This window comes from Rhodococcus wratislaviensis (genome assembly GCF_900455735.1).
GTDB lineage: Bacteria > Actinomycetota > Actinomycetes > Mycobacteriales > Mycobacteriaceae > Rhodococcus_F > Rhodococcus_F wratislaviensis.
Genome location: NZ_UAUI01000001.1, coordinates 1 through 12,593 on the forward strand (window position 1 = coordinate 1; position 12,593 = coordinate 12,593).

The window sequence follows — 12,593 nt, forward strand, 5'->3', positions numbered from 1 at the left end:
CCGTGAGAGTCATGGGCTCACGGTAGCGAGCAACCGGCGGCACCGGTCACGCAATGCGGCACGAAGCGGTGCGGCGCGGGCGGCCAGCGCCGACTGCTCCCGGACGTACTCGGCGCGGCCGTGTGGGGTCTCGATCGGGATCGGGGTGTACCCGTAGGCGGTGAGGTCGTACGGGCTGGCCCGCATGTCGAGTTCCCGTGCGGCGAGCGCCAGCTCGAAGCAGTCGACGGTCAGGTCCGAGTCGATCATCGGCGCCAGCTTGAAGCAGTACTTGTACAAGTCCATGGACGCGTGCAGGCACCCGGGCTGCTCCCGCCCCAGCTGATCGGCCCGGGTCAACGGCTCACTGTTCCGCGGTTCGGCGGCGGGGGTGAAGAACCGAAACGCGTCGTAGTGGGTGCACCGCAGGTGCAGCGACTCGACGACGGAGTCGGTGCCGCCCGGCCCGAGGCGCAGCGGGACGCTGCCGTGCCGCACCTCGTCGGACCGGTAGACCATCGCCCACTCGTGCAGGCCGAAGCAGGACAGGTGGGTGGGACGCCCGGCGGTCGCCTCCATCAGTCGTGCGGTGAAGGCGACCGTGTCCGAGCGGCGCTGCAGGAACTCCGGGTCGACGGTGACGCCGGCGGCGGTGCGGTGATACCCGCGGAGTTGGGCGTACTCCTGCCCGTCGGCGAGGACCGTTCCCCACCCGGGGTGCCAGCGCAGCAGCTGATTCGGCCGGTAACTGTAGTAGGTGAACAGGAAGTCGATCACCGGGTGCGTCTCGCCGCGTTCCCGGCGCTCCAGGTGCGGTCCGATCAGTGCGGACACCCTCGCCCGGTGCCGGTCGCGGCGAGGGATCCACTCCGACGCATCCAGAACGTCCATCCGATCAGCTCGTTCGCTGTCCCGGATTGACGCCGTTGACGCGGTGGGTGCCGTCGCGGACGGTGCCCACGTATTCCTCGACGAGGTCCTCGAGGGCGACGATGCCGACGATCTGCCCGGACGGGTCCGCCGCCGCCCCCAGGTGGGAGCTGGCGCGCCGCAGACTCGCCAGGGCCTCCGCGAGCGGGGTGGTGGTCGACATGCGCGGCAACGGACGGATGTCCGACCGCGGAATCAGGGTGTCGGGTCCGGCCTCCTCGTCGAGGATGTCGTCGAGCACGTCCTTGAGGTGCAGGTACCCGACGAGCGAGCCGTCCTCGGCGCGCACCGGGTAGCGGGAGTACCCGGTCTCGACGACGGCCTGCTCGATGGCGCCGAGCCGCGTTCCTCCCTCCGACAGCGGGATGGTCCGGGCCTCGTCGAGGGGGATCATCACCTCGCTGACGGTGCGGTCGGTGGTCTCCAGCGCCTGGGTGAGCCGACGGTGCTCCTCCGCGTCGATCAGTCCCTCGGAACGGGATTCGCCGATCATCTCGGACAGTTCCACCGCCGACACGGTGACGTCGAGTTCGTCCTTCGGCTCCACCCGCAGCAACCGCAGCGTCAGGTTGGCGCACAGGTTGTAGAAGGAGATCAGCGGGCGCGCCAGCTTGATGAACAGCAGGTGCACCGGGACCAGCAGCATCGCCGTCCGCTCCGGGCCCGCGAGTGCGATGTTCTTCGGCACCATTTCACCGAGCAGGATGTGCAGCACCACGACCAGCGCCAGCGAGATCGTGAACGCCACCGGGTGCAGCAGCCCGGCGGGCAGGCCGACCGCGTGGAGCGGGACCTCGAGGAGATGCGCGATCGCGGGTTCGGCGACCTTGCCGAGCAGGATCGAGCAGATGGTGATGCCGAGCTGCGCGGCCGCCAGCATCAGCGACAGGTTCTCGCCCGCCGTGATCACGGTGCGGGCGCGTTTCTTGCCCTGCGACTCCAGGGCCTCGAGCCGGTCGCGGCGGGCCGAGATCAGCGCGAACTCGGCGCCGACGAAGAAGGCGTTGCCTCCCAGCAGCACGAACGTGAGCAGCACACCGAAGAGGTCACTCATCGTCGCCCTCCTCGGTGTCGGTGTCGCCGGTCTCGTCGGGCTTGGGGGTGAGCAGCACCCGGTCGATGCGCCTGCCGTCCATGTGGGTCACGGTGGCGACCCACCGGCCACCGGGATCGTGCGCGCCCTCGGGCAGTGGGAGTTCCACCTCGTCGCCCTCGTCGGGTATCCGGCCGAGCTCGGTGAGGACGAGTCCGCCGAGGGTTTCGTACTCGCCCTCGGGTGCCGTGTAACCGGTGGTGTCGGAGACCTCGTCGACGCGGAGGAGCCCGGAGCAGGACCAGCCGTCACCGACCCGCTGGACGTCGATCTCCGATTCGTCGTGCTCGTCGCGGACGTCGCCGACGATCTCCTCGATCAGGTCCTCCATCGTGACCATCCCGGCGGTGCCACCGTATTCGTCGACGACGAACGCGACCTGCATGCCGTCGGACCGGATCCGCTCCATCAGGGCGTCACCGTCCAGGCTGGAGGGCACCACGGGGACTTTCTGGGCGAGCGAGTTGAGGCGGGCGGTGCGCCGGCGGTGGGCGGGCACCGCGAACGCGTGCTTGATGTGGACGATGCCGACGGCGTCGTCCAGGTCGCCGTCGACGACGGGGAAGCGGGAGAACCCGGTGCGGGAGGCGGTGTCGATGAGGTCGGCGACCGTGTCCGTGGTGGACAGGGTCTCGATTTTCACACGGGGGGTCATCAGTTCCTCCGCGGTGCGTTCCCCGAACCGCAACGAGCGGTTCACCAGCAGTGCCGTGCCCTTGTCGATGGCGCCGCGCTGCGCGGACGTCCGCACGAGCGAACCGAGCTCCTGCGGGGACCGCGCCGACCGCAGTTCCTCGGCCGGTTCGATGCCGAGGCGCCGCACCAGCCAGTTCGCGGTTCCGTTGAGCCCGTTGATGGCCCACTTGAAGATGAGTGAGAACGCGGCCTGCATGCCGGCCGTCGCACGGGCCGTGGGCAGGGGGTGGGCGATGGCGAGGTTCTTCGGCACGAGTTCGCCGAACACCATCGAAAACGAGGTCGCGAGAACGAGGGCGATCACCAATGATGTTGCCGCGGCAGCGGATTCACTGAACCCGATCGCGGACAGCACCGGGGTGATGAAGCGGGCGAGGACCGGCTCGGACAGGTAGCCGGTGATCAGCGTGGTGATGGTGATGCCGAGCTGCGCCCCGGACAACTGGAAGGACAGCGTGCGGTGGGCGTGCTGCACCTGCCGGGCCCGGCGGTCACCGTCGCGGGCGTGCGAGTCGACGGTGCTGCGTTCGAGGGCGGTGAGGGAGAACTCGGCCGCCACGAACAACGCGGTACCCGCGGTCAGGGCGAGAAAGCCGAGCAGAGCGAGAATGCTGAGCGCGATGTCCATGTGTCATCGCCGCCGAGCTGAGGAACGGGGGTCGCCGGGTTTGTCACCCGGCTCGCTAGAGGAGCCCTCCGAACCGGCGGAATCGGAGTCCGATTCCACGGAGCAGGAGGCGACGGCACTCCCGGAGACGGCGGGTGGGGCGCTTGCTTCGTGTGTGGGTGCCGCGGGCACCGGAGTCCTCTCGTTCGGCCTCGACGGCCCGGACGGGTCCGGCGCCGAGAACTGGTGTGGTTGAGCGACCCATGATACCGGTGGATGTCCGGTTCCGTGGAACAGGACACCCACCGGCGCATCAGGATGCGGTCGTCACCAGCCGGCCGGCAGCGGGCGGCCCTCGGCGAACCCGGCGGCGGACTGCACACCGAGAACGGCCCGCTCGTGCAGTTCCGCGAGGGTCCGCGCGCCCGCGTAGGTGCAGGTGCTGCGCACACCCGAGCAGATGTGGTCGATCAGGTCCTCGACGCCGGGACGTTCCGGGTCCAGGCGCATCCGGGAACTCGAAATACCCTCCTCGAACAGGCCTTTCCTGGCCCGGTCGAACGCGGTGTCCGTGGCGGTGCGCGCCGCGACCGCACGCTTGGAGGCCATCCCGAAGCTTTCCTTGTACGCATTGCCGGACTGGTCGACGCGCAGGTCGCCGGGCGACTCGTAGGTGCCCGCGAACCACGACCCGATCATCACGTTCGACGCGCCCGCGGCGAGGGCCAGAGCGACGTCGCGGGGGTGACGGACGCCTCCGTCGGCCCACACGTGCGCACCCATCGCGCGGGCCTGCGTGGCGCACTCCTCGACGGCCGAGAACTGCGGCCTGCCCACCCCGGTCATCATCCGGGTGGTGCACATCGCGCCCGGTCCGACGCCGACCTTCACGATGTCGGCGCCCGCGTCGATCAGGTCCCGGGTGCCGGCGGCGGACACCACGTTGCCGGCGACCAGCGGGACACCGAGGTCGGCCTTCTTCAGTGCGCCGAGGACGTCGATCATCTTCTGCTGGTGGCCGTGCGCGGTGTCGACGACCAGCAGGTCGGCCCCCGCGTCCACGAGGGCGCGGGCCTTCGCGGCGACGTCGCCGTTGACGCCGACGGCCGCGGCGATCCGCAACTTCCCGTTGCCGTCGACGGCGGGCTGGTAGATGCCGTCCCGGATGGCGCCGGTGCGGGTGAGGACACCGGCGAGGGTGCCGTCGGGGTGGACGATCACGGCGAGGGAGTCGTGCTTGCCCTCGAGGAGTTCGAACACCTCCCGCGGCGACGCGGAGACGGGGGCGGTGACGAAGTCGGTGAGCGCCACCGAGCGCAGTCGCGCGAACCGGTCGACGTCGGTGCAGGAGCCCTCGGTGACGACACCGACGGGGCGGTCGTTCTCGACGACGACCACGGCGCCGTGCGACCGCTTCGGCAGCAGCGCCAGGGCGTCGGACACGGCGGCGTCGGGGCCCAGCGTGACCGGGGTGTCGGCGACCAGGTGCCTGCTCTTGACGAACGACACGGTCTCCGCGACGGCGGGCGCCGGAAGGTCCTGGGGGAGCACCACCAGACCGCCGCGGCGGGCGACCGTTTCCGCCATGCGGCGTCCCGAGACCGCCGTCATGTTGGCGACGACGATCGGAATGGTGGTGCCCGACCCGTCCGAGGTGGCCAGGTCGACGTCGAATCGCGAGGTGACCTCGGTGCGGTTCGGCACTAGGAACACGTCGTCGTACGTCAGGTCATAGGGAGGGCGATGCCCGTCGAGGAACTGCACATGTCAGGACGATACCGGGGAAGTTGCGGTGGTGTCGGATGTCCGCTGGGCCTGCGACCTGGACAGTCCGATCGTGGCCACCAGCATCACCGCGACCGCGCAGCCGACGACGACGAGTCCGGGGCCCGACACCCGCAGCCGCTCGTCGAGGACGGTCATGCCGAGGAAGACGGCGGCGAGTGGTTCGGCGATGGTCAGCGCGGGCAGTGACGCGGACAGCGGACCCACCTGGAAGCCGCGCTGCTGCAGATACACCCCGACCAGGCCGGCGGCGACGAGCGCCCACGCCTGCCAGCTGCTCAGCACCGCCCACAGCCCGCGGGGCACGAGTTCGACGACGTATTTGGTGAACGCGACCGCCACCCCGTACAGGATGCCGCCCGCCCCGCCGAGCAGCAGCGCCCGCCATCCGGGGTCGATCTTCGACATCCCCGCGGCGGCGGCGACCGCCACCACGGCGAGGAGGATGCCGAGCGGCACCACCCATTCCCGGAACGGGGCGTCGATGTTGCCCTCGGTGGGGTCGCCGATCACCAGGAAGATCGCGAGCGCGACGGCCAGCGCGACGGCGAGGGCCCAGGTGGTGCGGCTGAGCCGGTACCCGGAGAACTTCGCCGACAACGGCAACGCGAACAGCAACGCCGTCACCAGCAGCGGTTGCACCACGAGCACCGATCCGAGCGCCAACGCCACCGCCTGCATCGCGTACCCGCCGCCGTCGCCGACGAAGCCGGCCCACCAGCGGGGACTGCGCAGCAGGGTGGTCATCAGCGCGGCGTCCTCGGGGACCGCGGACGCCGCGCTCTGCTGGGCGACCGATGCGCACGCGAACAGCAACGCCGCGATCAGTGCGCACACGATCGACGCGAACGGCAGGGACATGCCTCTCAGTGTGCCCCGCGGTTGCGGTGTCCGTGCGGAGTTGACGCAGGTCCGGGTTTCCGACCGCGCCGGGCACCCGCCCGCGGTGCGCCGCCGTCCCCGGGCCGGCCGCGGCGGGCCGGCCGACCCCCGGTGTCGTGCGCCTGCCTGCCCTTCTTCGGGGTGTCCTGCGCCGGTGCCCGGGTGTCGGGCGCGGGGACCGCCTTCCCGGTGGGGCGGCGGGCGCCGGTGATCTCGGCCAGCACCGGGTCGCCGGGCCGCACCCGCACGCCGTCCACCTCGATCCCGGCCTTGCGGGTCAGCTTCTCCACCTCGGCGCGTTCGTCCTCGGTGACGAGGGTGACCACGACACCGGGCTCACCGGCGCGGGCGGTGCGGCCGGCGCGGTGCAGGTAGTCCTTGGGGTCGGCCGGGGGATCGACGTGGACGACGAGCGAGATGTCGTCGACGTGGATGCCCCGCGCCGCCACGTCGGTGGCCACCAGGACCGGGGTGGTGCCGTCGGCGAACGATTCGAGGGTGCGGGTGCGGTTGTTCTGCGCCTTGCCGCCGTGCAGGGCGCCCGCGGAGATACCGGCCTCGTGGAGTTGCTGCGCGAGCCGGTCCACCCCGTACTTGGTGCGCACGAACATGAGGGTGCGTCCCGCACGTGAACCGATATGTGCCACAACGGATCTCTTGTCGACCCGGTCGACGAACAGCAGGTGGTGGCGCATGGTGCTCACCGACGCGGTGACCGGCGCCGTCGAGTGGGTCACCGGGTCTCGCAGGTACCGCCGGACGAGGGTGTCGACCTCCCCGTCGAGGGTCGCCGAGAACAGCAGCCGCTGACCGTCCGCCGGGGTCTTGTCGAGGATCGTCGTGACCTGCGGCATGAACCCCAGGTCGGCCATGTGGTCGGCCTCGTCGAGCGTCAGCACGGTCACGTCGTCCAGCGACACCGATCCCTGCGCCATGTGGTCGGCGAGGCGTCCGGGCGTCGCGATCAGCAGGTCGACGCCCCGCGACAGGATCTCGACCTGACGTTTGATGGGAATCCCGCCGACGACGTTCGCCACCCGCAACCCCACGGACAGGGCCGGCTCGTCCAGCGCGCGCTCGATCTGCAATGCCAGTTCCCGGGTGGGCACCAGGACGATGCCGCGCGGGAAGCCCCGCCTGCTCGCGGCGCCCTTGAGCCGCACGAGCATCGGCAGTCCGAACGCGAAGGTCTTCCCGGACCCGGTCGGCGCGCGGCCCAGAACGTCGCGGCCCGCGAGGACGTCGGGGATGGTGGCCGCCTGGATCGGGAACGGCGCCCCGATGCCGCTGCGGTCGAGGGCGTGGGTCATCACCGCGGGGAGACCGAGCGCGAGGAACGTCTCACCCACCGGTGCGGGCGAGGAGAACTCGTCGTCGGGCATATCGAGAAGGCTACCGCCTCCGAGGTGGGGCCTTCGACGCCTCGGCCGTGCCGTACACGCGGTACGTCACGGCCGAGGCGGGCAGTCGGCGACGCTCAGGCCTGCACTTCGCTGCGGTCACCGCTCCAGAGGGTGTGGAACTTGCCCTCCGCGTCGACCCGCTCGTAGGTGTGGGCGCCGAAGAAGTCGCGCTGCCCCTGCGTCAGGGCGGCGGGCAGCCGCTCCGCGCGCAGGGCGTCGTAGTAGGACAGCGACGACGCGAACGCCGGCACCGGGATCCCGAGCAGCGTGGCGGTGGAGACCACCCGTCGCCAGCTGTCGATGGCCGTCTCGATGGCGTCCCGGAAGTACGGGGCCAGGATGAGGCTCGGCAGCTTCGGGTTCTCGTCGTACGCGTCCTTGATCCGGTTGAGGAACCGGGCGCGGATGATGCAGCCGCCACGCCAGATGGTCGCGAGGTCGGCGGGGTGCAGGTCCCAGTCGTATTCGGCGCTGCCGGCCGCGATCTGGTCGAATCCCTGCGCGTAGGCCACGACCTTCGACGCATACAGGGCCTGCCGGATGTCCTCGGTGAACTGGGCGGCATCGGTGGGCTTGTCGGCGAGGACGCCGGACGCCAGCCCGACCGCGGCCTTGCGCTGCTCGCGGGACCCGGACAGGGCGCGGGCGAACACGGCCTCGGCGATTCCGGTGACGGGGACACCGAGGTCGAGCGCCGACTTGACGGTCCAGCGGCCGGTGCCCTTCTGCTCGGCGGCGTCGACGATCACGTCGACGAGCGGCTTACCGGTCTTGGCGTCCGTCTGCCGCAGCACCTCCGCGGTGATCTCGACGAGGTAGCTCTCGAGGTCGCCGCCGTTCCATTCGGTGAACACGTCGGCGATCTTGCCGGCGTCGTAGCCGAGGGCGGACCCGAGCAGGTTGTACGCCTCGCCGATGAGCTGCATGTCCGCGTACTCGATGCCGTTGTGCACCATCTTCACGAAGTGGCCGGACCCGTCGGGGCCGATGTGCGTGCAGCAGGGGGTGCCGTCGACCTGCGCGGCGATCGACTCGAGCAGCGGTCCGAGGGCCGCGTAGGACTCCTTCGGGCCGCCCGGCATGATCGACGGACCGTTGAGCGCGCCCTCCTCGCCGCCGGAGATGCCGGCGCCGACGAAGTGCAGGCCACGCTCCCGGAGCGAGGCCTCGCGGCGGATCGTGTCCGTGTACAGGGCGTTGCCGCCGTCGATGATGATGTCACCGGGCTCCATCGCCGCGGCGAGTTCCTCGATGACGGCGTCGGTGGGGTCGCCGGCCTTGACCATGATCAGCACGCGGCGCGGCTTCTGCAGCGCGCCCACGAACTCCTCGATCGTCTCGGTGCGGACGAAATCGCCCTCGCTGCCGTGCTCCTCGATGAGGGCGTCGGTCTTGGCGATGCTGCGGTTGTGCAGCGCGACCGTGTGACCGTGCCGGGCGAAGTTGCGGGCGATGTTAGAGCCCATGACGGCCAGTCCCGTGACGCCGATCTGGGCGCGGGCACCCTCAGTGTTGTCGATAGTCATGGATACAGCATTCCCTCTCGCTCGGCGGTAGTGAAATCGGCGGCTACGAAAACCTCGACCGCCTAAGCCAAACATACGAAGGCCGGCCGTCGCACACGCGACGGCCGGCCTTCTCTCACAGTTCGATGTTCGGTTGTCCGATCAGCGATCGATCAGCTGCGGCGCTCACGCCGCGGGCCGTCGAAGCCGTCGTACGAGCGACGTTCCGTGCGGCTGCGGAACCCGCCACCGGTCGTCGCCGCGGGGCGACGCTCCGACGTGGCCGCGGGGCGGCGATCGTCACGGCGGTCGTCGCGGCGGAACCCGCCTGCCGCACCGCGGTTGTCGCCGAAGTCGCGGCGCGGTGCGCTGCGGTCGAAGCTGCGCTCGCCGGTGCCGCGGTGGCTGTCGCCGCGGTCGCCGAAGTCGCGGCGCGGGGCGCTGTTGCCGCCGCCGTACTCGCGGCGGGGTGCGCTGTCACCGAAGTCGCGGCGCGGGGCCCGATCGGTGAACGTCCGGTTGTCGCGGTCACCGCGGTACCCGCCGCGGTTGTCGCCGTCGCGCTGCGGGCGGTCGCCCCGGTAGCCGCCGGACCGGTTGTCGGTCTGGTCGCGGCGCGGGCCACGGCCCTCGAAGCTGCGACCGCCCGACGGACGGTCGCCGAAGCTGCGCTCGCCACGGTCACTGCGATTGCCGCGGTAGCCGCCGCCGTCGCGGCCTGCGTATCCGCCTTCACGGCGGGGGCCGCGGTCACCGAACTTGCGGTCGCCGCCACGCTCACCGCGGGAGTAGGTGTCGCGCACCGGTTCTCCGCTGGGCGCCTTGGCGCCGGTGATGCTGGCCAGCTTCTCCGAGCCGGGGGTGACGGGCACGGCGGTGGCGTCGACACCCGCCATCCCGGTCAGGCGGCGGAATGTGCGCTTCTGGTTGGGGAGCACGATCGCGACGACGGTGCCCTTCTCGCCTGCACGGGCGGTCCGGCCTGCACGGTGCAGGTAGTCCTTGTGGTCGGCGGGCGGGTCGACGTGGACGACCAGGTCGATGCCGTCGACGTGGATGCCGCGGGCGGCGACGTCCGTCGCGACGAGCACGGGGGTGCGGCCGTTCTTGAACCGTTCGAGGACACGGGTGCGCTGGTTCTGCGCCTTGCCGCCGTGCAGCGCCTCGGCGGCGATCCCCACCGCGCGGAGGCGGTCGGTGATGCCCTCGCAGCCGAGCTTGGTGCGGGCGAACATGATCGTGCGGCCGTCGCGGGCACCGATTTCCGCGAGGACGTTGTCCTTCTGGCCGCGGTCGACGAGCAGCACGTAGTGCTCCATCGTGTCGACGCTGGCCCGACCGTCCTCGGTGGAGTGCTGGACGTGGTCGGGCAGGAACTGGCGGACCAGCGACTGCACCTCACGGTCCAGGGTGGCCGAGAACAGGAGACGCTGGCCGTCGGCCGGGGTCTCCCCGAGGATGGCCCGGACCTCGGGCAGGAAGCCCATGTCGGCCATCTGATCGGCTTCGTCGAGCGCGGTGATCTCGATGGAGTCGAGGATGCAGGTGCCCTGACGCAAGTGGTCGTTCAGCCGGCCGGGGGTGGCGACGAGGATGTCGACGCCGCGGCGCAGCTGGTCGACCTGCTTGGTGAACGGGGTGCCGCCGACGGCGGGGCGGACGGTCAGTCCCATGGCCCCGGCGTACGAGTTGAGGGAGTCGACCACCTGGAATGCGAGTTCACGGGTGGGAACGAGCACCAGGGCGCGGGGACGCTTGGGTGCGGGCCGGTCCTCGTGCCGGGACAGGCGGGTGAGCATCGGCAGGCCGAATGCGAGGGTCTTGCCCGATCCGGTCTGTGCGCGGCCGAGGACGTTGGTGCCGGCCAGCGCATCGGGGACGGCCAGCGCCTGGATCGGCGAGGGGACGGTGATGGAGTTGCGGGCGAGGGCCTGCACCAGGGGTGCGGGCAGGCCGATCTCGGCGAACGTCACGGTGGCCGTGTCGGCCTCGGTGGCGCTCTGATCAGGGGTTACGGTCTCGGTCTGCTCTAGTGGGGCAGACGTCGTCTGGACAGCGTTGGTCACGCAGGTACCTCTCCGGGCATAGGGCGCGTCGCGGAGCGGGGGCTGTCATGCAGCACGCACAAAGGGACGAGCCAGGGCACATGTCACCTGGTCAATCCATTCGCGGAAGTGCGGGGAATTGGGCTGTGTGCCGTTTCAGTGTTGATGGGCCGCAGTGGCGACCGTCGACCAGTGTACGCGACGGGGCGCCCGGATATCGAACCCGGCGGGTTGTGAGCTGGGCGACTATACGGCGCTGAACAACCGGCTCAGTTCGGTGAGCCAGGGGACGGCGACGGCGATGGTCGGCACCACGAGGATGGCCACCGACGCGGCGTAGGCGGCGAGAGCCACCGGGGTTCCCGCCTCCGAGGAGGCCAGCCGTTGCACCCGCAGCAGGGTGCTGGGGCCACCCGCGGCCATGGCGCCCTTCGGGGCGATCGACCCCGAGCAGGCGACGAGGGCGCGGGCCAGTGCGGTCGGCCCGGTGGCGCGGACGGCGGAGTCGTCGGCCAGCATCTCGACCAGCAATTGCACCGACCCGAGCGCGGATTTGCTGCGCACCACGGTGGGGAAGGCGGCGTTGACGGCGGTGAACGCCTCGAGGACGAGGTCGTGCCGGGCCCGCAGGTGGGACCGCTCGTGGGTGAGGATCGCGGTGATCTCCGCGTCGTCGAGGTTGGTGAACGTGCCCTGGCTCAGCACCACCCGCTGGCGCAGACCGGGCAGGCAGTAGGCGATGGGCTCGGTGACGTCGAGGACCCGCAGGTCCGGGGTGCGGGCGAGCGGCGACGACGAGTCGCAGCGGTCGAGGAGGTCGACCAGCATGCGGTGCCGGGCGCGCCGGCGCCGGGTGCGGACCCCGACCTGCACGATCGCGAAGATCAGTTTGGCGCCGACGAGGAGGGTGAGCGCGAAGACCACCACGTACAGCAGCCACAGGGGAAGGCCCAGGGCGTCGATCTCGGCGACCGGCGCCGTGGTGGGGCGTCCGTCCGGTCCGGGGACCAGGAGCTGGCTGGCGATCGCGAGGCCCGAACTGAATGCGGACAGAACTGCGGCGAGGGCGATTGCCTGCCACAGCACGAGTGCTGCTCGGGGGGCGCGATGCGGCCATCGGGCACGACTCAACAGCGCAGGGACAGGCCCTGCGAGAAGAAGTGCGAGTACTCCGAATACCAGCGCGGTGGTGGCGTCCATGTCCTACTCATCATGCATGACGAACGTCAGCCGGCGCGAACGGTTCCCGACTGATTGTCTCCGGTGGACCGCTCCTTGGCCTCGAGCGCGGCGAGGGCCTCGCGGAGCGCGTCGGCCTCGTCGGCGCCGACCTGGCCGACGAAGTGCACGAGTGCGGCGGCGCGGCTTCCGGACTTGTCGGCCTGCTGCAGTGCGTCCACCATGAGGCTCGCGACGAGCTCCTCGCGCTGGTGCACCGGCAGGTACCGGTGGGCGCGGTCGTCGCGCTGCTGAATGACGAGGTGCTTCTTCGCCAGCCGCTGGAGCACTGTCATGACAGTCGTGTACGCGAGTTCACGGCGTGCCGCCAGTGCCTCGTGTACCTGCCGTACCGTCTGCGGTTCCGAAGTGGACCACAGGTGATCCATCACTGCGCGTTCGAGTTCGCCGAGTCCAGCCATAAACCGATTCTACGGATACGACGACGCA

The 12,593-nt window shown here is 70.7% G+C and carries 10 protein-coding genes; all 10 read right to left on the minus strand.

What is annotated here, in order from left to right:
* Positions 1-9: 9 nt before the first annotated feature.
* Positions 10-870, minus strand: coding sequence for a 3-methyladenine DNA glycosylase (locus tag DTA22_RS00005; protein WP_112298129.1), 861 nt, complete (start codon positions 868-870; stop codon positions 10-12).
* 4 nt (positions 871-874) lie between these two features.
* A complete protein-coding gene (locus DTA22_RS00010; RefSeq protein WP_037237718.1) occupies positions 875-1,963 on the minus strand; it encodes a hemolysin family protein in 1,089 nt (362 codons plus the stop codon).
* Positions 1,956-3,326 (minus strand): hemolysin family protein, encoded by a 1,371-nt coding sequence (locus DTA22_RS00015; RefSeq protein ID WP_112298130.1) that lies wholly within the window; start codon positions 3,324-3,326, stop codon positions 1,956-1,958. Before DTA22_RS00015 ends, DTA22_RS00010 begins: the two co-directional genes overlap by 8 nt.
* A gap of 306 nt (positions 3,327-3,632) precedes the next feature.
* On the minus strand, positions 3,633-5,069 hold the full coding sequence (gene guaB1, locus DTA22_RS00025; RefSeq protein WP_112298131.1) for a GMP reductase: 1,437 nt from the start codon (positions 5,067-5,069) through the stop codon (positions 3,633-3,635).
* Positions 5,070-5,072: 3 nt separating this feature from the next.
* Positions 5,073-5,951: a DMT family transporter gene (locus tag DTA22_RS00030; protein ID WP_112298132.1), complete on the minus strand. Its 879-nt coding sequence runs from the start codon at positions 5,949-5,951 to the stop codon at positions 5,073-5,075.
* 5 nt (positions 5,952-5,956) lie between these two features.
* On the minus strand, positions 5,957-7,354 hold the full coding sequence (locus tag DTA22_RS00035; protein ID WP_112298133.1) for a DEAD/DEAH box helicase: 1,398 nt from the start codon (positions 7,352-7,354) through the stop codon (positions 5,957-5,959).
* A gap of 95 nt (positions 7,355-7,449) precedes the next feature.
* A complete protein-coding gene (gene gndA / locus DTA22_RS00040; protein WP_112298134.1) occupies positions 7,450-8,901 on the minus strand; it encodes an NADP-dependent phosphogluconate dehydrogenase in 1,452 nt (483 codons plus the stop codon).
* Positions 8,902-9,053: 152 nt separating this feature from the next.
* Positions 9,054-10,946 carry a DEAD/DEAH box helicase gene (locus DTA22_RS00045; protein ID WP_112298135.1) on the minus strand — a complete coding sequence of 631 codons (1,893 nt, stop codon included), beginning with the start codon at positions 10,944-10,946 and terminating at the stop codon, positions 9,054-9,056.
* Positions 10,947-11,171: 225 nt separating this feature from the next.
* Positions 11,172-12,125 (minus strand): M56 family metallopeptidase, encoded by a 954-nt coding sequence (locus DTA22_RS00050; RefSeq protein ID WP_073366721.1) that lies wholly within the window; start codon positions 12,123-12,125, stop codon positions 11,172-11,174.
* 26 nt (positions 12,126-12,151) lie between these two features.
* The gene (locus DTA22_RS00055; RefSeq protein ID WP_005246077.1) at positions 12,152-12,565 is read right to left on the minus strand and encodes a BlaI/MecI/CopY family transcriptional regulator; all 414 of its coding nucleotides are present in this window, start codon (positions 12,563-12,565) and stop codon (positions 12,152-12,154) included.
* Positions 12,566-12,593: the final 28 nt, after the last annotated feature.

Coding starts and splice junctions, on each gene's coding strand:
- DTA22_RS00010 (WP_037237718.1), bottom strand. CDS start 1,963: ATGAGTGACCTCTTCGGTGTGCTGCTCACGTTCGTGCTGCTGGGAGGC.
- DTA22_RS00030 (WP_112298132.1), bottom strand. CDS start 5,951: ATGTCCCTGCCGTTCGCGTCGATCGTGTGCGCACTGATCGCGGCGTTG.
- DTA22_RS00055 (WP_005246077.1), bottom strand. CDS start 12,565: ATGGCTGGACTCGGCGAACTCGAACGCGCAGTGATGGATCACCTGTGG.
- gndA (WP_112298134.1), bottom strand. CDS start 8,901: ATGACTATCGACAACACTGAGGGTGCCCGCGCCCAGATCGGCGTCACG.
- DTA22_RS00015 (WP_112298130.1), bottom strand. CDS start 3,326: ATGGACATCGCGCTCAGCATTCTCGCTCTGCTCGGCTTTCTCGCCCTG.
- DTA22_RS00035 (WP_112298133.1), bottom strand. CDS start 7,354: ATGCCCGACGACGAGTTCTCCTCGCCCGCACCGGTGGGTGAGACGTTC.
- DTA22_RS00005 (WP_112298129.1), bottom strand. CDS start 870: ATGGACGTTCTGGATGCGTCGGAGTGGATCCCTCGCCGCGACCGGCAC.
- DTA22_RS00050 (WP_073366721.1), bottom strand. CDS start 12,125: ATGGACGCCACCACCGCGCTGGTATTCGGAGTACTCGCACTTCTTCTC.